16 protein-coding genes are annotated in these 24,000 nt (G+C 68.5%); 9 read left to right on the top strand and 7 right to left on the bottom strand.

Annotated features, from left to right (window positions below; translation table 11 throughout):
• Nucleotides 1-36: 36 nt before the first annotated feature.
• The 6 genes from ABH920_RS14975 to mftG are packed head-to-tail and all read left to right on the top strand — an operon-like array spanning nucleotide 37 to nucleotide 12,444.
• Complete coding sequence (locus tag ABH920_RS14975; protein WP_370349569.1) at nucleotides 37-1,455, top strand: FAD-binding oxidoreductase; 1,419 nt, start codon at nucleotides 37-39, stop codon at nucleotides 1,453-1,455.
• Complete coding sequence (locus ABH920_RS14970) at nucleotides 1,455-2,516, top strand: amino acid--tRNA ligase-related protein (RefSeq protein WP_370349568.1); 1,062 nt, start codon at nucleotides 1,455-1,457, stop codon at nucleotides 2,514-2,516. Before ABH920_RS14975 ends, ABH920_RS14970 begins: the two co-directional genes overlap by 1 nt.
• Before the next feature lie 7 nt (nucleotides 2,517-2,523).
• Nucleotides 2,524-8,283 (top strand): amino acid adenylation domain-containing protein, encoded by a 5,760-nt coding sequence (locus ABH920_RS14965; RefSeq protein WP_370349567.1) that lies wholly within the window; start codon nucleotides 2,524-2,526, stop codon nucleotides 8,281-8,283.
• A 29-nt stretch (nucleotides 8,284-8,312) separates the two neighbouring features.
• Nucleotides 8,313-9,593 (top strand): MFS transporter, encoded by a 1,281-nt coding sequence (locus ABH920_RS14960; RefSeq protein WP_370349566.1) that lies wholly within the window; start codon nucleotides 8,313-8,315, stop codon nucleotides 9,591-9,593.
• 2 nt (nucleotides 9,594-9,595) lie between these two features.
• Complete coding sequence (locus ABH920_RS14955; RefSeq protein ID WP_370349565.1) at nucleotides 9,596-10,804, top strand: cytochrome P450; 1,209 nt, start codon at nucleotides 9,596-9,598, stop codon at nucleotides 10,802-10,804.
• Nucleotides 10,805-10,854: 50 nt separating this feature from the next.
• Nucleotides 10,855-12,444, top strand: a complete 1,590-nt coding sequence (gene mftG / locus ABH920_RS14950; protein WP_370349564.1) for a mycofactocin system GMC family oxidoreductase MftG — start codon at nucleotides 10,855-10,857, stop codon at nucleotides 12,442-12,444.
• A 12-nt stretch (nucleotides 12,445-12,456) separates the two neighbouring features.
• Here mftG and mftR read toward each other — a convergent pair whose 3' ends face one another.
• The 7 genes from mftR to mftA form a co-directional block, all read right to left on the bottom strand.
• A complete protein-coding gene (gene mftR / locus ABH920_RS14945) occupies nucleotides 12,457-13,083 on the bottom strand; it encodes a mycofactocin system transcriptional regulator (RefSeq protein ID WP_370349880.1) in 627 nt (208 codons plus the stop codon).
• 80 nt (nucleotides 13,084-13,163) lie between these two features.
• Nucleotides 13,164-14,606, bottom strand: a complete 1,443-nt coding sequence (mftF, locus tag ABH920_RS14940) for a mycofactocin biosynthesis glycosyltransferase MftF (protein WP_370349563.1) — start codon at nucleotides 14,604-14,606, stop codon at nucleotides 13,164-13,166.
• Nucleotides 14,593-15,342, bottom strand: coding sequence for a mycofactocin biosynthesis peptidyl-dipeptidase MftE (gene mftE, locus ABH920_RS14935; RefSeq protein ID WP_370349562.1), 750 nt, complete (start codon nucleotides 15,340-15,342; stop codon nucleotides 14,593-14,595). Before mftE ends, mftF begins: the two co-directional genes overlap by 14 nt.
• A gap of 59 nt (nucleotides 15,343-15,401) precedes the next feature.
• A complete protein-coding gene (mftD, locus tag ABH920_RS14930) occupies nucleotides 15,402-16,583 on the bottom strand; it encodes a pre-mycofactocin synthase MftD (protein WP_370349561.1) in 1,182 nt (393 codons plus the stop codon).
• 58 nt (nucleotides 16,584-16,641) lie between these two features.
• Entirely contained in the window at nucleotides 16,642-17,892 is a 1,251-nt protein-coding gene (gene mftC / locus ABH920_RS14925; protein WP_370349560.1) for a mycofactocin radical SAM maturase, read from the bottom strand.
• A complete protein-coding gene (gene mftB, locus ABH920_RS14920) occupies nucleotides 17,889-18,170 on the bottom strand; it encodes a mycofactocin biosynthesis chaperone MftB (protein WP_370349559.1) in 282 nt (93 codons plus the stop codon). The genes mftC and mftB overlap by 4 nt, the downstream gene beginning before the upstream one ends.
• Before the next feature lie 9 nt (nucleotides 18,171-18,179).
• Nucleotides 18,180-18,326 (bottom strand): mycofactocin precursor MftA, encoded by a 147-nt coding sequence (mftA, locus tag ABH920_RS14915; protein ID WP_370349558.1) that lies wholly within the window; start codon nucleotides 18,324-18,326, stop codon nucleotides 18,180-18,182.
• 1,524 nt (nucleotides 18,327-19,850) lie between these two features.
• Between mftA and ABH920_RS14910 the strand changes: the two genes are divergently transcribed.
• The 3 genes from ABH920_RS14910 (at nucleotide 19,851) to ABH920_RS14900 (ending at nucleotide 23,766) form a co-directional block, all read left to right on the top strand.
• Nucleotides 19,851-20,489, top strand: a complete 639-nt coding sequence (locus ABH920_RS14910) for an integrase core domain-containing protein (protein ID WP_370349557.1) — start codon at nucleotides 19,851-19,853, stop codon at nucleotides 20,487-20,489.
• A gap of 524 nt (nucleotides 20,490-21,013) precedes the next feature.
• A complete protein-coding gene (locus ABH920_RS14905) occupies nucleotides 21,014-21,373 on the top strand; it encodes a hypothetical protein (RefSeq protein ID WP_370349556.1) in 360 nt (119 codons plus the stop codon).
• Entirely contained in the window at nucleotides 21,370-23,766 is a 2,397-nt protein-coding gene (locus ABH920_RS14900) for a tetratricopeptide repeat protein (protein ID WP_370349555.1), read from the top strand. Before ABH920_RS14905 ends, ABH920_RS14900 begins: the two co-directional genes overlap by 4 nt.
• Nucleotides 23,767-24,000: the final 234 nt, after the last annotated feature.

Genomic DNA, 24,000 nt, shown 5'->3' with positions numbered 1-24,000 from the left:
GAATCGTCCGCTACGGAAAGTGTGAGAAAGCAGCCCGTGGGCAAGAACATCTTCTTCGCGAAAGTACGCGCGCAGCTGGGCGATCGTTTGCTGCTTGCCGACTCATCGGAATACGAGAGTTCCAGGGGCGTCTGGAACGGAATGCACGACCGGCGTCCGCTGGCCGTCTGCCGCTGCCTGACCGCGGCGGATGTGAGTGTGGTCCTGCAAAGCGCGGTCGCCGAGGGCCTGCCCGTCACGGTCCGCGGCGGCGGGCACAACGTGGCGGGGTTGGCCGTGGCCGACGGCGCGGTGATGATCGACCTGTCGCTGATGCGGGAGGTCGTGGTCGATCCGGCGGCCCGCCTGGCATCGGCCCAGGGCGGCTGCCTGCTGCGCGACCTCGATGCGGCCACAGCGCCCCACGGCCTGGCCTGTCCGGCCGGAGTGGTGTCCCACACCGGACTCGGCGGGTTGGCCCTGGGAGGCGGTTACGGCTGGCTGGCGACCAAGTGGGGCCTCACGTGCGACCACATCGTCGCCGCCGAGGTCGTCCTCGCTGACGGCCGTGTGGTGGAGGCCGCCGAAGGCCCGCCCGGACAGCACGAGGACCTGCTGTGGGCGCTTCGCGGCGGTGGAGGCAACTTCGGCGTCGTCACCCGGTTCACCCTGCGGCTGCGGCCGGTTCGGGACGTCGGCCACTGGACGAGCGTCTATCCGCTCGACGCAGCCGGCGAAGCGCTGGCGTCCTACCGGGCCTTCGCCGGCGGGCAGCCCGCCGACCTGCACACCGTCGGCACCTTGAAACACGCCGGCGAGCAGGAATGGATTCCCGCCGTGCTTCGCGGACGTCCGGCCTTGTTCCTCAGCGCGGCCTGGTTCGGTGAGCAAGGCGGCGCACCGGAGGCCCTCGCGCCGCTGCTGGCCGGCGCGAAGCCGGCAGCGGTCTTGGCGCGTCAGATCTCTTATGCGCAGCTCCAGGCTCTCGGGGACAGCAGCGAGCCGTTCGGCAACCGGTACTTCACGAAGTCGTGTTACCTGGCGGAATTGTCCTCCGGGGTGATCGAGACTGCTCTGGCGTCCGCCCGGGCCATCCGCAGCCCCCGGTCTTCGATCGACTTCGAATATCTTCGCGGGGCCATCGCGGACGTACCGGCCGAGAGCTCTGCTTTCCCCTGCCGGGACGCCCCCTATATCTACACTGCGTCGGCCCAGTGGACCGACCCCGCCGATGACGGCGAAAACGCGGAGTGGTCCAGGCACAGCATCGACTCGCTGCGGCCGCACCACTACGGGGGAACGTACGTGAACTACGTCCAGGACGAGGCCGACGGCGACGTGTCCGGTATCTACGGAACGGGGCGCTATCGCAAGCTCGGGATCGTCAAGGGGCGCTACGACCCGAAGAACGTTTTCTGCCACAACAAGAATATTCAGCCGGTTCTGAATGATGCTGCTACACACGGGGAGGACTGATGGCTCAATCGTTCTTGGAAGGCAGCGGGCTCGTGGAGCCGCCTTCGGTGAAGGACTACAACACTCCCGGAGCCTTCGTCGAGGCTCTCGGTTCGCCTTGGCACCAGCTCATTTCCGATCTGCATGACGTCATCACCCGAGCGACGGTGGCCTACGCGTCCTCATGCGGGCTGAAGTGGCTGCATCTGCCCGTGACGACGCGGACGATCACCTGTGCGCCGGCGGCGGGCAGCGACGCCGGGCCGGTTCCCGTGTCGGTCAGCGGGGTGGACTCGTTCCTGGTGGACTCCATGCAGTTCGCCTTGGAGTACGGGTGCAGGACTGCCCGCGGCGGGTGTTACGCCATCATGCCGTCGTTCCGCAGCGACTCCCCGGACGCGACGCACCTGGGTCAGTTCACGCACAGCGAAGCAGAGATCCCCGGGGATCTGGACGACCTCGTCAGATACGTCGAGGGCTACGTTCGGGCCCTGGCCGCGGCTGTGCTCGACGGCATGGGGGACCGGCTGGCCGTCGCGCGCGGCGACATCTCGCACCTCCAGCGCGTGGCGGGCCGCGTCGGGAGCTTCGAGCAGATCACCTATGAGGAGGCCGTGCGGCTGGTCTCGGACATCGACGGTGCGGTCACCACAGGCGAGAACTTCTCGGGCCTGACCCGCAAGGGCGAGAACGTGGTGATGGAAAAGGTGGACGAGATCGTCTGGGTGAGGAACTTCGACACCATGAGTGTGCCCTTCTATCACGCGTTCGCGGATCCGGAGGGCCGTACCGCCGCCAACGCCGACTTGTTCTTCGGCCTGGGCGAGATCGTCGGCTCCGGTGAGCGGCACAGCAGTTCCGGGGAGTTGCGCAAGTCGATGGACATGCACGGGGTGGTCCAGTCGGATTACGAGTGGTACATCCGGATGCGGGACGAGGCGCCGATGAAGACCTCCGGCTTCGGCATGGGCGTCGACCGCTTCCTGATGTGGGTGCTCCGGCACGATGACATCCGCGACATCCCGATCATCTCGCGGATCGACGAGCCGAAGTCCTGGCCCGCCGCCGTCGTGCGTCCGTGAGGGCATGATGACTACTTCGTTGTGCACGGACGCGTCGCAGACCCTGGACTCGATCCTGGTACCGCTGCGGCAGGCTGCCGGGGACAACCGTGTGTACTGCCTGCATTCGGTCGGCGGCGGCACGCTCGGCTACTGGGACCTGGCACGCCTTTGGCCTGCCGGCACCCGACTCATCGGGGTCGAGTCCGCGGGCCTTCACGGTCGCCCGGCGCAGGAGAGCCTGGCCGAGATGGCCCAGGGCTACGCCGCCGCGATCCTGGACGACATCGCCGATGATGACGGCCCGGCGGCGGCGCCGGTACTGGTGGGGTGGGGCCTTGGCGGGCTGCTGGCCTGGGAGACGGCGCAGGCGTTGCGTCAGGCCGGGGCGAAGATAGCCCGGCTGATCCTCGTCGACAGCCCGTCGCCGGGAACCCCCGACGATGTCGACGAGATGGTGCGCGACGCGCTGGACGCGGCCCAGTCGGAGGCACCCGACCTTTCCCGAACTAGGAACACGGAAGGCTCCGCCCGCGCGGTCCGGAGCGCGAACTCCGCAGCGTGGAAGCGGTACCTGGAGGGAGACAGGCCGCAGCATCCGCAGGCCGACTACCGGGTACTGCTCGTTCACGCCAGCCGGGCGGAGACCGCTGACGAACACGACCGCGCCCAGGAAGAACTGCGGCATTGGGATCGCGCGGAGCGCTGGTGCGCGCTGATCGGGCCGCAGCTGTCCGTCACCTCTCTGGCAGCGGGCGGCAACGAGATCATGCGTGAACCCGCGGTCGACCGGCTCGTGGCGCTGGCCGTCCAGGCTCCGGGGACCATCTCGCCGCAGGACCGTGTCGGCGATCAGGGCTCATCCGGTCGCGGCGGTGTCCGTCCGGCTTTGGTGCCGGTGGTGCGGCCGGAGCGGGTTCCGTTGTCGTTCGCGCAGTTCCGGTTGTGGTTCTTGGACCGGGGTGGTGCGGGGGCGGCCTATCACGTGCCCGCAGTGTGGCAGCTGCGCGGGGAGGTCTCCCAGGAGGCGCTGCAGGCCGCGCTGCGTGACGTCGTGGTGCGTCATGAAAGCTTGCGGACCGTGTACGCGGATGTCGGGGGCGTGCCGGAGCAGCGGGTCGTGGAGGCCGAGAAGGTCGGGCCTTTGCTGGTGTCCGCGAGTGCGGATGCCGGTGACGTGGACGCGCTGGTGGAGGAGTTTTCCGCGCGGGAGTTCGATCTGCGCGTGGATATTCCTGTGCGGGCGTGTCTGTTCACGACGGGGCTGGGCGAGAGTGTGCTGGTGGTGGTGGCTCACCACATCGCCACCGACGGTTGGTCGATGGGGGTCTTCGCGCGGGATTTGTCGCAGGCGTATGAGGCGCGGGTGGCGGGCCATGCTCCGGGATGGGCGCCGTTGCCGGTGCAATACGCGGACTTCGCGGTGTGGCAGCGGGAGGTGCTGACCGGCGGGGGCCGCGATGAGGTGCTGGCTGGTCAGGTCGAGTTTTGGCGGCGCAAGCTTGAGGGTGCTCCGGCGTTGTTGAATCTGCCGGTGGATCGTCCGCGGCCGGCGGTGGCGTCGTATCGGGGTGCGGTGGCGCGTTCGCAGGTGTCGGCGGATCTGCACGGGCAGTTGCTGGAGGTCGCCCGGGCGCAGGGATGCACTTTGTTCATGGTGCTTCATGCCGCGTTGGCGGTGTTGTTGTCGGCGTATGGGGCGGGGGAGGACATCCCGCTGGGTACGGCTTTCGCGGGACGTACTGATGAGGCGCAGGAGAACCTGGTGGGGTTCTTCGTGGAGACGCTGGTGCTGCGCACTGATCTGTCCGGGGATCCGGCGTTCCGCGAGGTGCTCGACCGGGTTCACACTGTGGACCTGGAGGCGTACTCGCATCAGGACGTCCCGTTCGAGCGTGTCGTCGAAGCGCTCAACCCCGAGCGGTCGGCTGCCTATCACCCGCTGTTCCAAGTGTTCTTCGCGCTCGACGACGGCTCGTACAGCAGCCGGCTGCGCCTGGGCGACGCCGGAGTGCGGATGGTTCCGGGGCCTGCCCAGACGGCGCAGTTCGACCTGGCGGTGGACTTCGAGGAGCACCGGGACGAGAACGACGCGCCGCAGGGTATGGAGCTGGCGCTGGAGTACGCCAGCGATCTGTTCGACGAAAGCACGGTGACGGAGCTGGCGGACCGGCTGTTGCGGCTGCTGGATCTGGTCACCCGCGATCTGGACGTGCGGATCAGCGATCTGGACCTGCTGTCGCCGGCTGAGCGCGACCGCCAGCTGGTGCGGTGGAACGGGTCGCCGCGCGAAGAGCAGCCGCTCGAGGTCCTGGACTGCGTGCGCCGGTTCGCCGGGAGCAGCCCGGATGCGGTGGCCGTCTCCGGCGCCGTCGGCGAGGTCAGTTACCGGGAGCTGGCCCGGCAGTCGGACGGTGTCGCCCGGGTGCTGGCCGGGATGGGGGCCGGACCGGATGTGACGGTCGCGGTGCTGTCCGAGCGCAGCGCGTGGTACGAAGCGGTGATCGTCGGGATCCTGGGGGCCGGCGCGGCCTATCTGTCACTGGACGCGGGCACTCCGGTCTCCCGGGCGGCGCGGATGCTGGAGGACAGCGGTGTCACGCTCCTGGTCGCCGAGGCCGGACTGCGGGACCGTGCCGCCGCCGTGGCGGCTGAAGCCGCTCACCAGGTCACGATCGTGGATCTGGAGACGACCCCGCCCGACGGCGGTGGCGAGCCGGTTGCCGGGCCGGACCTGAACCGCGACTGCCTGGCGTATCTGGTGTTCACCTCGGGATCGACCGGCCGCCCGAAGGCGGCGGCGGTCCCGCGGCGCGGCCTGTCCAATCACCTGCGCGCCGTCGCCGAGCTGTACGGCCTCACCGCGCAGGACGCCATGGCGTTCAACGCCCCGCTGACGTTCGACGTGTCCGTGTGGCAGGCGCTGACGATGCTGACCGTCGGCGGCCGGGTGCACGTCATGGACCAGGACACCGCACGCGACCCGATCACCATGCTCAAGTGCGTGGACGACCACCGGATCACCGTCCTGCAGATCGTGCCCGCCATGCTCCGGGCGGTGCTCGACGCGGTGGAGGCCGGCAGCGCCCCGCCCGGATGGCTGTCGAGTCTTCGGCTGATGCTGGTGCACGGCGAGGAGCTGCCGGCCGACCTGGTCACGTCGTGGTACGCGCGCTTCCCGCGGACCGCGCTGATGAACGTGTACGGGCCGGCCGAGTGCTCCGACGACGTCTCGATCGCGGCCATCGAGCCCCCTTCGGCCGGCCCGACCGGCCGGGCGTCGATCGGCCGGCCGCTGGTGAACACGCAGGTGTTCGTGCTCGATCCGCACCTGCGCCTGCGGCCCGTCGGCGTGGCCGGCGAGCTGTACGTCGCGGGAGCGGGCCTGGCCCGCGGCTACATCGGCCGCGCGGATTTGACCGCTGCCCGCTTCACCGCCAACCCTTACGGGGCCCTGGGCGAGCGGATGTACCGCACCGGCGACCTGGCCCGCTGGAACAGGGATGGAGAACTCGAATTCCTCGGCCGCACCGATGAGCAGGTGAAGATCCGCGGCTACCGGATCGAGCCGCGCGAAGTCGAGACCGTCCTGCACGCCCTGCCCGGGGTGGGACAGGCTGCCGTCCTCGTACGAGACGACCTGCCGGGAGACAAGCGCCTGGTCGCCTATCTCGTCCCCGCGGCCGGCGCGGCTTTGGCGACCACGGAGATACGCCAGGCGGCCGAGAGCTTCCTGCCGGAGTACATGATGCCTGCGGCCATCGTGGTACTGGACGAGCTTCCGCTTACCGTCCACGGAAAGCTCGACAGCGACGCACTGCCCCCTCCCGAGTACGCGGCGATGTCGGACCGTGCTCCGCGCACCGCGCAAGAGGCGATCCTCCGTGACCTGTTCGAAGAAGTCCTCGGCATTCCGAACATCGGTGTCGACGACAGCTTCTTCGCCATCGGCGGCCATTCCCTTCTGGCGATCCGCCTGCTCGGCCGGATCAGGACCGTCCTGAACATCGACGTGACCGTCCGCGACCTCTTCGACGCCCCGACCGTCGGCCGGCTCGCGAAGCGACTGGACACAATCACCGGCGGTGTCCGTCCGGCTTTGGTGCCGATGGTGCGGCCGGAGCGGGTTCCGTTGTCGTTCGCGCAGTTCCGGTTGTGGTTCCAGGACCGGGGCGGTGCGGGGGCGGCCTACCATGTGCCCGCGGCGTGGCAGCTCACGGGAGCGGTTTCCGAGGAGGCGTTGGAGGCTGCGCTGCGTGACGTGGTGGTGCGCCACGAGATTCTGCGGACCGTGTACGCGGATGTGGACGGTGTGCCGGAGCAGCGGGTCGTGGAGGCCGAGAAGGTGGGGCCTTTGCTGGTGTCCGCGAGCGCGGATGCCGGCGATCTGGACGCGCTGGTGGAGGAGTTCTCGACGCGGGAGTTCGACCTGCGGGAGGACATCCCGTTGCGGGCGTGTCTGTTCACGACGGAGCCGAGCGAGAGCGTGCTGGTGGTGGTGGCTCACCACATCGCCACCGACGGCTGGTCGACGGAGGTCTTCGCGCGGGATTTGTCGCAGGCGTATGAGGCGCGGGTGACAGGCCGTGCTCCGGGCTGGGCGCCGTTGCCGGTGCAGTACGCAGACTTCGCGGTGTGGCAGCAAGAGGTGTTGGCTGGCGAGGGTCAGGACGTGCTGGCTGGTCAGGTCGAGTTTTGGCGGCGCAAGCTTGAGGGTGCTCCGGCGTTGTTGAATCTGCCGGTGGATCGTCCGCGGCCGGCGGTGGCGTCGTATCGGGGTGCGGTGGCGCGTTCGCAGGTGTCGGCGGATCTGCACGGGCAGTTGCTGGAGGTCGCCCGGGCGCAGGGATGCACGTTGTTCATGGTGCTGCATGCCGCGTTGGCGGTGTTGTTGTCGGCGTATGGGGCGGGGGAGGACATCCCGCTGGGTACGGCCTTTGCGGGACGCACTGATGAGGCGCAGGAGAACCTGGTGGGGTTCTTCGTGGAGACGCTGGTGCTGCGCACCGATCTGTCCGGGGATCCGGCGTTCCGCGAGGTGCTCGACCGGGTTCACACCGTGGACCTGGAGGCGTACTCGCATCAGGACGTCCCGTTCGAGCGTGTCGTCGAGGCGCTCAACCCCGAGCGGTCCGCTGCCTATCACCCGCTGTTCCAAGTGATGTTCGCGCTCGACGACGGCTCGTACAGCGACCGCCTGCGCCTGGGCGACGCCGACGTGCGGATGCTGCCGGATCCCCTGTATTCGACGCAGTTCGACCTCTCGGTCGTCTTCGAGGAGCACCGGGACGAGAACGGCGATCCGGCGGGCTTGCGGCTGGCGCTGGAGTACGCCACCGACCTGTTCGACGAGGGCACCGTGACGGAGTTGGCCGAGCGGCTGCTGCGGCTGCTGGATCTGGTCACGCGTGACCTCGACGTACGGATCGGCGAGCTCGATCTGGTGCCTGTGGCCGAGCGCGACCGCCGGCTGGCGCAGCGGGACGCGCCGCGCGAACAGGAATCGGACCAGGGCGTCGCTGACGAATCAGAGCGTGACACTCCGCCCACTCCGCAGGAGAAGATCATCTGCGATCTGTTCATGGAGATCCTCGAGGTCCCCGAGGTCGCCGTGAACGACAACTTCTTCGCCCTCGGCGGCTACTCGCTGCTGACCACCCGGCTGATCAACCGCATCCGGACCGTCCTGGACGTTCGCGCGAACGTCCGCGACATCTTCGCCGCGCCCACACCCGCCCAGCTCGCCAGACGTCTCGACGAACGACAGAAATCGTCCCAGCCCCAGTGACCGGACCTACCAGATCCCAGGAGAGACAGATGGCGCCAACCCTCGAGGCGGAGCCGAAACAAAAGAACATCCTGCGCAGACATCGCGACTTCCGATTGTTCTGGCTGGGCGAGACCATCAGCACGCTCGGCTCGCAGATGGTCGTCGTGGTGGTTCCCCTTATCGCCATCGAGGTGCTTCACACCGGCACGTTCGCCGTGGGTCTGCTGCAGGCCTGCTTGTGGCTGCCCTGGTTCGTCATCGGCCTGCCGGTCGGCGCGTGGGTGGACCGCCACGCCAAGCGGCCCATCATGCTGGTCTCCGACCTCGTCGCCTTCCTGGCGTTCGCCAGTATCGCGATCCTGGCGTGGACCGGGACCATCACGATGGCCGAGCTCGTGGTCACTCTCGTGATCGGCGGCGGGGCGCAGGTCTTCTTCACGATCGCCTACCAGCCCTACATGCAGTCGCTGCTCGAAGAGCAGGACCGCGAAGAGGGAAACGCCGTCCTGGAGGCGAGCGGGACGGCCGGCCAGGTCGCCGGGCCCGGGGTCGGCGGCATCGTCGCCCAGCTGTTCGGCGCTGTCACGGGGATGTTCATAAACGGCCTGACCTTCGCCTACTCGGCTTTCTGCCTCGCCCGCATCCCCGCCAACGAGCCCGCTCGCGAGCCGTCCGAGGAGCCGCAGACGTCGCTGCGCACCGAGATCAAGGAAGGCATCGTCTTCGTGGCGAAGAACCCTTATCTCCGAGTGATGACCCTCTACGAAAGCCTGGGCAACATCGGCGACGCCATGATGATGGCCGTCGCGATCGTGTTCCTCGTCCGGGACATGGGCGTCAACGCGGCCACCGCCGGTGTGCTCGTCGCCGTGACGAACATCGGCGGGATCCTCGGCGCGATGGGGACCTCCCGGCTCTCCCGCCGGCTCGGCACTGCCCGGGCGCTGCTGATTTCAGTCGCCGTCACCGCGCCGTTCACCCTCCTGATCCCGCTCAGCTTCCACAACGCCGGGCTGGCCCTGTTCGTCGTCGGGTCGGCGGTTTACCTGGCCGGCATCAGCGTCGCCAACGTCGTGCTCGGCACGTTCGTCCAGTCGTACGTGCCCGAGCGGCTGCTGGCCCGGTGCAGCGCCGCCTTCACCCTGATGAACAGGGGCTGCATGCCCGTGGGATCCATCCTCGGCGCCGTTCTCGGAAGTGTGTACAGCCCCAGGACCGCGCTCTGGGCGGCGGGGATCGTGATCACCCTCAGCACCGGCGCGCTCCTCATCGGGCCGATGCGGCACGGGCGAGACCTCCCGTCCGAACTCCTGGCAACGGGAGAGTAGGAGTGATCCCATCGCCTGACGCCGCCGCCGATCCGCCGATCGACGTCAACCTGGTGAGCCCGGGGCTCTATTCCGACGGTGACCCGTTCGCAATGTGGCGGTGGCTCCGTGAGAACGACCCCGTGCACCACCACGCCGCGACCGACTACCCCGATTTCTGGGCGCTGACGAAGTATGACGACGTCAGGGCCGTCCTGCGCGACGCGGAGACCTTCAGCTCGGCCGCCGGCATACTCCTGCGGCCCTCGGGGCTCGGCGCCGACCCCGGGGGCGGCCGGACCCTGGCCCTCACCGACGCGCCCCGCCATCGCGAGCTCAGAGGGCTGGTCGATGAGTGGTTCACGGTGCGTTCGGTCCGGGTCTTCGAGGCCAAGGTGCGCGAGGTCGCCGCGAACGTGCTCGACCTCGCACTGGAGCTGGAGCACTGCGACTTCGTCGGGGACATCGCGGCACGGATACCGCTTTACATGAGCTGCAGCATGATGGGCGTGCCGGAGTCCGACTGGGAGCACCTGTTCGCGCTGAGCCGCGAGGCGCTCGGCGGCGGGGATGCGATGACCAGGCGGTTCGCCCACTTGAAGATCATGGAGTACTTCGGGGACCTCGCCGAGGCCAAGGCCGCGGACCCGGGCGATGACCAGGTGAGCGCGCTGGTCACGGCGGAGATCGAGGGTGAGCGGCTCAGCCGGGACGACATCCTGCTCAACTGTGACAACTTGTTCGTGGCGGGGACGGAGAACACCCGTCTCGCGGCGGCCGGAGGGATGCTCGCGTTCCTCGAGCGTCCGGAGCAGTGGCGTCTGCTCGTCGAGAACCGGGCACTCCTGCCCGGCGCGGTCGAGGAGGTGCTCCGCTGGACGTCCAGCGCGACGCACTTGATGCGCACCGCGACGAAGCCGGCCGAGATCCGCGGCCGCCGCATAGGAGCCGGTGACAAGGTGGTCCTGTGGCTGCCCTCGGCCAACCGCGACGAGGAGGTGTTCGCCGATCCCGACCGCTTCGACGTGACCCGGCATCCCAACCGGCACCTGGCCCTGGGTGCCGGTGAGCACTTCTGTGTCGGCAGCACGCTGGCCCGCGTCGAGATCCGGTTCCTCTTCGAGGAGCTCCTCGACAGATCCATAAAGATCGAGCCGGACGGAGTACCCGCGCGGCTCGACTCGATCGTGGTGAACGGCTTGGAACGCCTGCCCGTGAAGCTGCTCGGCTGAACCTCGCGAGGCTGTCGCCGCGGGGCACAGGAAGAGGAGGGGCCCGCACCGTGCTGAGGAACGTCCTCGATCAGCGTCCTGATGTTGTGGTGATCGGGGCCGGTGTCGCGGGCTGCGTCCTGGCGGCGCGGCTGAGCGAGGATCCCGGCCGTTCCGTGCTGGTGCTGGAAGCCGGACCGGTGCCGCGCGACTTGTCAGAGTTCCCACCGGAGCTGCTGGACGCCCGGCTGGTTCCGGGCGCGTGGGCCGAGTGCCGGGCCGTCCAGCACCACGCCGTCCATCTCACCCCGGACCGGCCCTACTCCGTGCCGCGGGGGCGCGTACTGGGCGGTTCCGGCACGGTCAACGGCGGCTACTTCGTGCGGGCCCGGCGTGAGGACTTCGAGCGGTGGTCGGCGGCGGGCGGGGCGGACTGGTCGTATGACCGGATGCTGCCGGTGCTCCGCCTTCTGGAGACCGACCTCGACTACGGGGCCGATCCCGTGCACGGAGACCGCGGACCCGTCCGGGTACGGCGCACGGACCTGCGGCATCCGGCCGTGGCGGCGTTCGCTGCCGCCGCTGACGAACTGGGCCTGCCGGATGAGCCGGACAAGAACGCCCAGAGCCCTCCCGGATTCGGCCCGGTTCCGACGAACGCGGTGGACGGCCGGCGGATCAACACCGGTGTCAGCTATCTCCTGGAGGCCCTCGGGCGCCCCAACTTGACGGTGATCGGCGGCTGCCGGGTCCATGAGATCGTTGTCCGCCGCGGACGGGCCACCGGCGTCGTGATCGAGCACGGTGGCCGCCGCGACCTGCTGGAGGCCGGTGAGATCGTGCTCTGTGCGGGGGCCTTCGGATCGGCGCACCTGCTGCACCGCTCCGGCATCGGCCCGGGCGCCATGTTGAGGGCCGCGGACATCCCCGTGGTCCTTGACAGTCCGGCCGTCGGAGCACGGTTCAGCGACCATCCTCAGGTGGTGGTGGAGTGGACGCCACGCGGCGACGTGGCCGAACCGGTCGGATCCTGGTTCGGCGGGGCTCTGCACGTGTCGTCGTCCGACGGCCAGTACCCGGGCGACCTGGAGATCCTGCAGTCGCTCGTCCCGATGGCCGGTCTGACCACCGGGCGCCCGGCCGTCCCCGGGGCACCCCTGGCGTTCCTGGTCTCCGCGCAGGCACCCCGGACCGACGGGTCGCTGCGCACGAGGTCGGCCGAGATCACGATTCCCATGGACATCGACTACCGCTACCTCCGTACCACTGATGACAGGCGCCGGTTGCGGGAGGCGGTCCGGGTGACCGCGGACCTGCTCGCAAGCAGGGCGTTCCGGGAGGTGTCCTCGGGACGGCTCGAACCGGGCGCCGCGATCCTCGACGACGACCGCCGCCTCGACCACTGGATCCGGGCCCGGCTCGGCACGGCCCAACACACCTGCGGCACGGTACCCATGGGTCCCGCGGACGATCCCCGAGCGGCTGTCGACCCCAGTGGCAGGCTGCACGGGCTGTGCGGACTTCGGGTGGCGGACACCTCGATCCTTCCTACGGCGCCGCTGCGCGGTCCAGCCGCCACAGCGGTGCTCGTCGGGGAGTTCATCGCCGGCGCGATGCGGCATGACGCGGCGTCCGGAACCCGTGGCCACAATGGTGGCTGAGAAGAACCGGTGTCAGGCGGCTGGGCTGGGGGTGCGCTTGTCGGGCAGTGTGCTCAGACCCGCGCCCACCTGTTCGATGGCCCGGCTCAGCAGGAGCGGCAGGTCGGCTCCGTCCGTACTGAGCCAGTGCTCGTACGCGGCGACGGCCGCCGCGAGGACGGTATGGCCCGCGAGCCGGGGAAGCATTTCCGTCGCCGGCAGACCCGTGCGTGCCGCGACGAACTCGACGATGATGGCCCGCCACGAGGCATAGCGAAGGGCGGCATCCGCCTGCAGGGCGGGCACCCGCAGAATGAGCTCCAGTCGCTGCCGGTGCCAGGGCACCACGATGGGATCGAAGTCGTTGAACTCCACGACGGCGTCGCGTAGCGCGTCCACGAGCCTGACGCCCGGGGCGGTTGCCGCGAGCAGCTCGCGCAGCCTGAACAGATGCTCCTCGAAGTCGCCCCAGACCAAGTCTTGCTTGGAGGAGAAGTAGCGGAAGTAGGTACGACGCCCGATGCCCGCGGCCGCGGCGATGTCGTCCACCGTGGTGCCGTCGAACCCCTGCCGGGCGAACAGATCGAAGCCGATCCGCTCCAGCTCGGCCCGCGAGGTCGCCCGCGGCCTTCCCATCCTGGCCGGCCCGGGCGTGACCATGGCTGCGCCGGACGTCGACTTCACAGGTACTCCTGTGGAGCAGGCTGGCAATCCTGATACACAGCGCTGCTTCGCTTCTCTCATCGCGGGCGGGTGGCCGCCGCGCGGGACCGGGACAGGACGATGCGGGGGCGGAGTGCTGCTGTGGAGCGCCCTTTGACGGCGGAGATCCACACGCCGGCACCATAGGCGAGGTCGTCGAGCCGACGGGCGATCCCGTAACGGACCGGGTCCAGGCGGGTCGCGTCGCGATGGTATTCGAGGGCGATGTCGGTGATCGCCGCGACAGCAGCGGCGCGGCGGATCCGAGGGGAGGCCAGGCAGCCGAGGGCGGTGAGCGGCCACCAGTGACGGGTCAGCAGTGCCGAGCCCTGGCTCAGGGCCGATACGGCGCCGCCGGCACTGAGCCGGGCCGCCTGGCGGACCGGCTGCTCGGTGCTCTCCAGCTTGTCGGCGATCCGGGCGGTCGCGACGCCCCACACGCAGGCCGCGACAGGTAGGGACCAGCGGCGCTGGGCGAGCAGGGCGAGCAGCAGCGCGGCACCCCAGGGGGGCAGCAGGGCGGGCGCGATGTTCTGTGGATGGCGCGTGGCCAGGGGGTGGGCACCGGTGCCGTAGAAGGCTTTGCGCCGAAACCAGGAACCGAGGCCGGTCCGGTGTTCGTGCGCGGCGGTGGCTCCCGGCTCGTACCTGATCCGCCACCCGTCCCGGACCGCACGCCAGCACAGGTCGACGTCCTCGCCCACCCGCATCCGCTCGTCGAAGCCGCCGAGTCCGGTGAGTGCCCCGACCCGGGCGACCATGCAGGCGCTGGGGACCCAGGAGACCGGCGTGCCGGGGAAGACGGCGGCGGGGAACGCGCCCAGGTCGAGGGACGAGCGGATGCTCTCGTAACGGACCAGCCAGCCGGAGGCTCGCGTGGTGGCCAGCGCGACGATCCTGGGCGTCGCCAGGACGACGAGGGGGTCGGCGAAGTGCCGCAGCAGGGTGGGGACGGTGTCGGCCGACACCACGACGTCGCAGTCGACGAACACCACATAGGGGGTGGTGACCTGCCCCAGCCCGACGTTGCGGGCGCCGGCCGGTCCGACGTTGACGGTGAGCGGCACCAGCTGCGCGCCGTGCGCGGCCGCGACGGCGGCGACGGCCTCGGGGCGCCGGGAGGCGTCGTCCACGACGATCACCGGGTAGCCGTCGGGGATGCTCGCCAGGAGCCGGTCGAGTTGCCCGGCGCGGTCGTACGCCGGGATCACGTACGTGCAGCCGGGACCGTCTGCGCCGCCCGGAGGGTGCGGCGGCAGGGCCTCGACCGCCGGATGGGCCAGGCCGGTGCTCAGCAGGCGGTCTGCCAGGACCGCGCCCGCCCGGTTTCGGACGTGGAGCGTGCGTCCGTCCAACAGCGGAACCGCCCGAGGGCTGAGCCGGATCAGCCGGGTGCGGTAGCCGCCGAGGAGGGCCCGCCCGCCGTCGAGGACCCGGGTGCGCCGGTCGAGGGTGACTACGAAGCCGTCAGGAAGCGTCATGCGCGTGCCGTTCTCCCAGCGGTACGGGACCGACGAGGCAGCCCCCTGAGTCCGTTCCGCCTTCCGCGATGCGGTGGGCGAGGGCGGACACCATGGTCTCGAACACGGCGCGTCCCTTCTCGGGGGTGGCTCCGGCAGGGTCGCCGAGCACGCCGGAGGGCGACACCGCCCGGACGCCCCGGGACACCAGCTCGGGCATGATCTCGGCGAGGGGCCGGGTGTCCCCGGCGACCGCCGCGGACAGCCGGACGTCGTCGGGGGCCAGATACAGCATCAGGGAGGTCTCGGTCTGTCCGGCGTGCGCGTCGCCCCCCGGGATGTCGCAGCCCAGCCACGATACCTCGTGGCCCTCGGCCCGCAGCCGGCCGACGACCGGGACGAGGGTGGGCACGTTGCCGCCGTGGCCGTTCACGAAGACGATCCGGTCCGCCCACAGAGCCAGCGAGCGCACGGTCTCCACCAGGACCAGGCGCAGCGCCTCGTGCCCGATGGAGACCGTCCCGGGAAAACCGGCGTGCTCGCCGCTGGCGCCGTACGCGATGGTGGGCGCCAGTAGTACTGGATGCCGCGGTTGCTCTGTCATGAGCAGCTTGGCCGCGGCCACGGCCAGCCGGTGGGCGATGACGCTGTCCGTGTTCAGCGGCAGATGCGGGCCGTGCTGCTCGGTCGAGCCGATCGGAACCAGCACCAGCGCGCCGACCGGGACCTCCGGCCAGACCATGCGGTCCAGTTCCATGGGCGGTTCCATGGGGGTGGCCTGTTCGGGAGGGGGCGCTGACATCGTCGGCCAGCCGGTCACCGCGCCGCGCCGGCGGCGAGGCGGAAGCCGTCGGGGACGACCAGGTCGTCCGGGCCGAGTTCGTGGACTGAGGAGTGACCGAGCCCGAGCACCGCCGAGTCGAGCCCGCCGCGCAGGATGTCCAGGACGTTCTCCACGCCCGCCTGCCCGTTGGCGGCCAGGCCCCACAGGTAGGCGCGGCCGATCAGGACCGCACGCGCCCCGAGCGCCAGCGCCTTGGCGACGTCCCCGCCGCGCCGTACGCCGCCGTCGAGGAGGACCTCGATCTGGTCGCCGACCGCGTCGGCGATCGCGGGCAGCAGTCGGATGGTGGCCGGTGTGGTGTCCAGGTTGTTCCCGCCGTGGTTGGAGACCGAGATGGCGCTCACGCCGGCGTCGACGGCCCGCCTGGCGTCATCGACGCGCGTCACTCCCTTGAGCAGGAATGGGCCGCCCCATTCCGTACGCATCCACTTGACGTCCTCCCAGGTTGGCGGCGGGGTCTGCATCCACTCGTAGTAGGCACCGAAGAACGTGGGGGCCGCTCCGCCGGGCGGCCGGAGATTGGGGACGGTCAGGTCGGGGATGTGGCGGGCCTTGGCGAAGTTCCACATCCAGCGCGGGCGGGGCAGGATGTCGGGTGCGAACCTGATCGCGGTCCTGAAGTCGATCTTCTCTGGGATGGCCGGGCTGCCCCAGTCCCGGCCGTGAGAGAAGGACCAGTCCAGGGTGACGATCAGGGCCTTGGCACCCGCGGCCCGCACCCGCTCCATGCGCTGCACCATCGCCTCACGCGTCCCGGTCCAGTACATCTGGTAGAAGAGGTTCGCGTTGGCGTCGCAGACCTCTTCGACCGGCTTGCCGGCGAACGAGCTCAGCCCCATGATCACATCGCGGTTGGCGGCCGCGCGGGCTACCGCGACCTCGCCGTCGGGATGGACGGCCTGCACGCCGGTCGGCGATATCAGCACCGGAAGGGAGGTCGGCACCCCGAGCACGGTCGTGGACAGGTCACGGTCGGCGTGATGGCCCACCACCCGGGGGGCGAAGCCCAGATCGGCGAAGGCTTCGAGGTTGTTGGCGATCGTGCGGCCCCGTTCCGAGCCGGCCACGAGCGCACCGTAGACGCTGCTCGGCAGATACTTCTTGGCACGGCGCTGCGCCTCGGCGACGGTTTCGAACCAGGGAATCCTGCCCATGCGGCGGTACTTCCTTCAAGGGGACGTCACGAAGAGGGGATGTTCCGCAGCGCACGTGTCACCCGAGGCGCACCCCGGCCAGCGGGTTCTCTGCGCAGGCGCTGACCGGCGGGTGGGCCACGTCTGGGCGACGGGTGAGCGTGAGGTCCACCGGGCCCTGCCGCCGAGCGGGGGAGACGCGGTGGGAGTGATCGCCGGAGGGCCTGGGGAGATCACCGCCGTTGGCCGGACGCTGAGCCAGCAGCTGCTCGCCGTACCCCTGGACGCATTCGGGGTCGGGGCCGTCCAGTGGCAGCCCGGTGAAGAACTTCGCCGCCATGCAACCGCCCTTGCAGGTGTCGTAGAACGTACAGGAGGCGCAAGCGCCGCCGGTCTGCGGCTCCCGCAGGCTGCGGAACAGTTCCGACTCCCGCCACACGTGGGCGAACCCCCCGCGCTCGCGGACGTTGCCGGCGAGGAACTCGTCGTGGATCGCGAACGGGCAGGCGTACACGTCGCCGACCGGGTCGATCAGGCACACCACGCGACCGGCACCGCACAGGTTCAGGCCCGGCAAAGCCTGTCCGTACGCGGAAAGGTGGAAGAAGGAGTCGCCAGTGAGCACCTGATCGCCATGCGACACCAGCCAGTCGTACAGCTGTCGCTGTTGCTCCGGCAAAGGGCGCAGCTCGTCCCAGACGTCCGCGCCGCGTCCGGAGGGGCGCAGCCTGGTCAGCCGCAGCTGGGCGCCGTAGCGGTCGGCGATGGCCTTGAAGGCGTCCATCTGCGGGATGTTGTGCCGGGTGCACACCACGGAGAGCTTGAAGTTCTTCATCCCGGCGGCGGCCAGGTTGCCCATCGCGCGCACCGCCGTGTCATACGACCCGGGGCCGCGCACCGCATCGTTGACGTCGGCGGTGGCGCCGTCGAGGGAGATCTGCACGTCCACGTAGTCGTTACGGGCCAGTCGCCGGGCGACTTCGGGGGTGATGCGCACGCCGTTGGTGGAGAACTTGACGCCCACGCGGTGGGCGGTGGCGTAGTCGAGCAGCTCAAAAAAGTCGGGGCGCACCGTGGGCTCGCCGCCGCCGATGTTGACGTAGAAGACCTGCATGGCCTCCAGCTCGTCGATGACCGCCTTGGCCTGCGCTGTGCTCAACTCGCGCGGGTCGCGCCGGCCGGAGCTGGACAGGCAGTGGGTGCACGACAAGTTGCAGGCGTAAGTGAGTTCCCAGGTCAGGCAGATCGGTGCGTCCAGGCCGTGCTCGAAGAGGTCGACCAACCGCGGCACGGGCTGCGCGGGCCTGGATGTCTGCGGTGCCGTGGTCATGGTTCCTGAGTCCTTTCGACGACCATCGACGACTGGGCGAGCGCGGCCAAGGCCCGCCCGTAGCGGGGCAGATCGGCGTCGCCGACACCGACGGCCGAGCAGGCCGCCCGCGCGGAGGAGGATTCCGCGAGCGTCTGGACGATCGCCAGCAGCGTGCGGTCCTTCAGAAAGGACAGCTTGCGGGTGCCGAAGTGATACAGCAGCGCACCGAAAGGCTCTGGCCGCACCGAGACCTGCGGGTGCAGGTCCCAGGCACGGTCCAGGTCCAGCGAGGTCATGGACACGGTCTAGTAGACGCCGCACATGCCATCGATCGAGACCTCCTCGACCAGCGCATCGCCCTCGAAAAGCAGCACGTCGGCCTCGTCGACCGCGTCGGGCGACGTGGCGTCGGCGGTGTCCTGCCCGGTTTGGACTGAGTCTGTCTCGTTCACGGATTCTCCCCGGTGGATGCGGACGTACACGCACGTGGACGCCGGCTTTGGATGTACACGGACAGAAACGAATGCGGACGCGGCCACGGGGCGCACGACCCAGGACCCGTGCAGCGGGTCGCAGGGCAGGAGCATGACAGAGCCCGAGGCGCACGATCTGCCCTCAGCCGTACCGCACTCGTCTCAGTGTATTGGCATGCCGTGCCAAAAGGAAGGTGCTGCTTTTCGCGGTGCCGCCGTCGCCCAGGCCGGAAGCATGTCCGCGAGTGGCGCGCGAGGTGGGGGCATGGAACCCCGGATATCGGATACGAGAGACACTTGGATCGTGGGGCTCAGGTGGCCAGGAGCTCCTGGCGCATGGCGTGAAGCAGCATCCGCCGGAGTTCAAGGCTGAGGCGGTGGCGTTGTATCGGTCCAGACTCGAGGTGACGATCGCGCAGATCGTGGCGTTTGACTCAGTCCTGCCGCTGTGTCATCTGGCCTGGCATTCATCTGCCAGTGCCGAAATTGGAACATCCGGGAGACGCTGCTCGATCTCGTGAGCTTCTCCAGAGAGCGCAACTTAACCAGCTGGAAGAAGGTACGGCAGGAACTCTTGCGGGACGGCGTTGACCAACTCACCCTGGAATTCCTCCGCTCGCATGGGCCGCAGGAATGGTGGGGCGAATGGTCGCCTAGCCCACCGCGGCGCAAAAGGCAGCGCGAGCAAGAACTAGCTGCCAAAGTCGAATCGCTCGAGACAGAGCTGGACATGCTCAAAGAGCAGCTAACTTCGCAGCAAATAAGCAGCACAACGATACAAAAACCAGAGACCTAACATCGCCGCCCGCCGGTAGATCGTCTGGACTACCGACCTCGAATCGGAATGCCCAAACGTGTCAGCCGTCCCCGACTCCGGTGACGACGAACGGCGTTCCGGCCCGTGAATCGAGCAGCAAGCCGCCATTATTTCGCGAGGTCCTTCTAGCAAGAGTGAGATATGCGAACACGGCCGCGCACCGGGGCTCGAATCCTATAGGGCCCGGAAATACGATTGCGCCTGTGACCTGGGCACATGCGGCCTTCGATTGTCGAGCTGTGATCCTGGCTCGATGTTCCTGTCTGTTGCGTACCGTGTAACGCGCCGTGTCCTGAGTTCCGTGGCGGTCTTGCTCCGCTGTGAGGTATCCAAGGACGCCGAACTGCTCGTTCTCCGGCATGAGAATGCGGTCCTGCGCCGTCAGATTGTCAGGGTCCGCTACGAGCCGGCCGACCGGTTCTGGTTCGCGGCACTGTCCTCGCTGATCCCGCGCCGCCGCTGGGCCGAGGTGTTCCCGGTCAGCCCGGCGACACTGCTGGCCTGGCACCACCGGCTCGTCGCGCGCAAGTGGGACTACAGCGCCCGCCGGAGGCCTGGCAGGCCACCGACCGCAGCGGCGGTCAAGAAGCTCGTGCTCACGATGGCGAAGGACAATCCGACGTGGGGCCATCGCCGGATCCTCCGGCGAACTGGTCAAGCTCGGCCACCGGATCGCATCCTCGACGGTGTGGGAGATCCTGCACGCGGCCGGAATCGATCCGGCCCCGCCGCGTTCGGGCCCGACGTGGAAGCAGTTCCTCACCGCCCAAGCCCACGGCATCCTGGCGATCGACTTCGTGCATGTGGACACGATCGGGCTGAAGCGACTCTATGCCCTGATCCTTATCGAGCACGGGACCCGTCAGGCCCATCTGGCCGGGGTGACCGCGAACCCGACCGGGGAGTGCACCACCCAGTCCGCCCGCAATGTCCTGATGAACCTCGCCGAGCGCGGCAAGGAGTTCAAGTTCCTGATCCGGGACCGTGACACCAAGTTCACCGACGGGTTCGACACGGTGTTCGCAGACGAGGGGATCCGGGTCTTGAAGAGCCCGCTGCGGGCACCAAGGGCGAATGCGATCTGCGAGGGGGTCATCGGGGAACTACGCCGCGAACTGCACGACCGGATGCTGGTAGTCAACGAAGAGCACTTGCGCCGGACGTTGACGACCTACCTGGTTCACCGGAACGAAGCCAGGCCGCATCGCGGGCTCGGCCAGTTGACCCCGGTGCAGGCCGAGACCGGGCCGCCGGCTCCGGTCAACCTCGCGGACTACCGGATCCGCCGAAAGGCCGTCCTCGGCGGACTCACCCACGAGTACTAGATCGCCTCCTGACCGCACCCCACGCTCCCCACCAGAGAACCGGAGATCAACCCCAGATTCGTATTTCCGAGCCCTACAAGGTCAGACGCAACAGCACAACACAACCGGCCATCATGCCCGAGACGTCGCTGCGGCCACAGGACGAGATTCGGTGCCGGGATCACAACAATCTTACCAAGCCCGCATATGGGGCTGACCTGCACGGACGAGGTATTCGGCAGACACGGGTCAGCCTTCGATGCTCCTAGGCGAACGCGCGCGGCTAGGGCCTGCGGCTCGCCCGCCGGAACATCAGGAACGGACAGATGATCGCAAACGAAGACCCGCGAAACGAATGATCAAATACTTGATAGTCCTGAGTCATCCAGGTTGACAGGGAACCACCTGTTGAATGACACGGCCGGATCTGTCCCGAACATTTCAACTACGCCGCAGTAAAAGATCCGAATGGCGGGAATCCCGCATAGAGATCGAACAGCTCGATGTGGATTTCGATCAAGTAACAGCATGCGAGAATCAAAGGTATGGGTCGTGCAGCAAAGGCGCTGGCAGCCATCAGCCTCATTATTATCGGAGCGGGACTGGCCGTCTTTTTATGGCATCAGGGGCTGGAGCGCGCAAGCTTCTGGGCAAGCGTGCTCGCACTCTTCCCGACGATCATCACTGCGATTGCCGGCGTCTGGGCCGTACGGCTCGCCATCCCTGACCGCCGACGATCCGCAGACCAGGAGCCGGGTTCCGCCAGCGGCTACCGCGAACCCGGGGAACCGTCCAGCCGTAAAACGGTTATCCACGTCAAGGCCAAGAGAGATTCCTACGCTGCGGACACGATGAACGTTTACCAGGGGCGCCCCGAGGAGCCGGAGGCGGGTGAGTCAAAGTGACCGGCAGCAGCTCGCGATCACATGAAGACGCGAGCGATATTCACATTCACGCCGAACGCGACGCCATTGTCGCCGACGTAATGCACCTCCATGTGCCGCCGCCCGCGCCACTGCCAGTACCCCGCGAACTCCCGCTCGACGTATCCGGGTTCATTGGCCGCACCACCGAACTCGAACTTCTGGACCAGCTGCTCGCTGCCGACCATGACAAAGGCGCCCCAGCGGTTGTCATCACGGCTGTGTCGGGCACCCCCGGCGTCGGCAAGACCGCTCTCGCCATCCATTGGGCGCACCAAGCCAACGATCGTTTCCCCGACGGCGTCCTGTATACGGACCTGCGCGGATACGACTCGAATGATCCCGCATCGCCCGCTGAGGTCCTGGCGGCCTTCCTGCGCAGCCTCGGGCTGACCGGCAACCGGATTCCCGATGAGGTGGATGAACGCAGCGCACGATTCCGCTCGATGCTGCACGGTCGACGCATGCTCGTGATCTTGGACAACGCGCATGACGTCGAGCAGGTCCGCCCGCTTCTTCCCGGCGCCGTATCCTGTCGGGTCATCGTCACCAGCAGAGACGACCTCAGTGCCCTGGGCGCGGGGCACGGCGCGAAACAAGTCGACCTGGACCTGCTGCCGACGGCCGACGCGGTGCAGCTGCTCCGCACGGTGATCGGTGAAGAGCGGGCCCAGGCGGAACCCGACGCCGTCGAGCTCCTGGCCGAATACTGCGTCCGGCTGCCGCTGGCGTTGCGCATCGCGGCGCAGCTCGCAGTGCGGCACCCGGCAGTCGCCTTGACCAGGTTCACGAGCGAACTCGCCGACGAACAACGCCGGCTGAGCCGTCTCAAGGCCGGCGGAGACACACGCATGACGGTCCAGTCCGTCTTCTCCTGGTCGTACCGCTATCTCTCGCCGATCGAGGCGCAGGCGTTCCGTCTTCTGGGTCTGCATCCGGGCCGCGGATTCGACGCGTTCAGCGTGTCCGCGCTTCTGGAAACCGGCACCGAGGACGGCCGGGATCTGACCGAGACCCTGAGCGACGCAAATCTGGTCCAGGAGACGAGAGCGGGCCGATTCCTCATGCACGATCTGCTTCGGGCCTACGCCAGCCGGTTGGCCGCCGAGTTCGACTCCTTCGACGCTCGGAAGGCGGCACGACAGCGCCTGTTCGACTACTACCTGCACACCGCCACGGCAGCGACCGTCATGCTCTTCCCCCATGAGCGGCGCCGATTGGCGGATCCGCCGTCCTCGGCTGATCCGGCGCCCCGCTTTGCCGGTCCCGCGGAGGCGAAGGCATGGTTCGACGCCGAACGCCCCAATCTCTTGGCGATCAGTGCTCACTCGGAAGAATACGGCTGGTCGTCAGGCGAGGAAGAGCTGGCCACCGCGGTCCGCCGGTACCTGGAGACCGGAGCGCATTACACGGAAGCTCTCACCATCCACGGCAACGCTCTGGAGTGCGCGCGTCAGCGCGACGACAGAGAAGCTGAAGCACACGAACTCAACAGCCTGGCGGTCATCAAACTGCGCCAAGGCCGCCTGCCCGAATCCCGCGACCTCAACCTCCAGGCCCTGGCGATCTTCGAGGAACTCAGGGACCGGGTCGCGCAGGGCGCTGTTCTCACCAACCTGGGCAGCGTCGAGCTGCGCCTGGGCAACGGGGCCACGGCGGTCGACCACAACCGGCGGTCCCTCGCGCTGCGCCGTGAGATGTCGGACCGCCTGGGAGAAGGCCATGCTCTCAACAACCTGGGTTTCGTCTTCATCCGTCTCGGGCTGCTCGAGGAGGCTCTTGACGAGCTCCAACAGGCGCTGGTGATCTTCCGCGAGCTCAAGGTCCCCACCGATGAGACCATCACCCTGGGAAATCTGGGCACTGTCCATCGCGAATTGGGACGCTACGACGAAGCCCAGTCGAACTTGCAAGCGGCACTCGAGATAAGTCGGGAGACCGACGATCGCGCCTCCGAGGGCGACGTGCTCAAGGACATGGGACTCCTCCTCCACGATATGGGCCGCGATGACGAAGCTGTGGTCCACCTGGAGCGGGCCTTGACCTTGAGCCGAGAGGTCGGGGACCAGAACGGGGAACTCGAGGCACACAACGGGCTCGGCGAAGTGCTGCTGCGGCAGCATCTCCATGAGCAGGCCTGGTCCCATTTCGCCGCCGCGCTCCCGATGGCAGCCGGCTCAGGCGCGCGGTACGAACAGGCCCGAGCTCTCGCAGGGCTCGGGCATATACTGCGCGCGACCGATCGCATCCCCGAGGCCCGGCGGCACCTGCAGCAGGCCCTCGAGATCTATGTCGGCCTCGACGTGCCCGAGGCCGACCGGATTCGCACCTACCTCGCCGATCTCGACGGAAGCGAGGCCTCGGCAAAGCCCTGACTTCGCGGGCCACACCGCCCCCGTCCCTCACCGCTGGAACTGCGCGGCCTGCATCGAATACAGCACGCTGTACCCGCCACCGGCAGCCATCAGCTCCTTGTGGCTGCCGGTCTCTACGACGCGGCCGTAGTCGAGCACGTAGATGTGGTCGGTCTGGCGGGTGGAGTTCAGGCGGTGATTTTCTAGGTCGTATCGATCACACCCGTGTTGTTGTCTCGCTCTCCTGAAGAGAGG

Origin of the sequence: Catenulispora sp. EB89 (genome assembly GCF_041261445.1) — a bacterium.
Classification (GTDB): Bacteria; Actinomycetota; Actinomycetes; order Streptomycetales; family Catenulisporaceae; genus Catenulispora.
The sequence above is the reverse complement of the archived record's forward strand: the minus strand, read 5'-3'. Positions and strand labels throughout refer to the sequence as shown.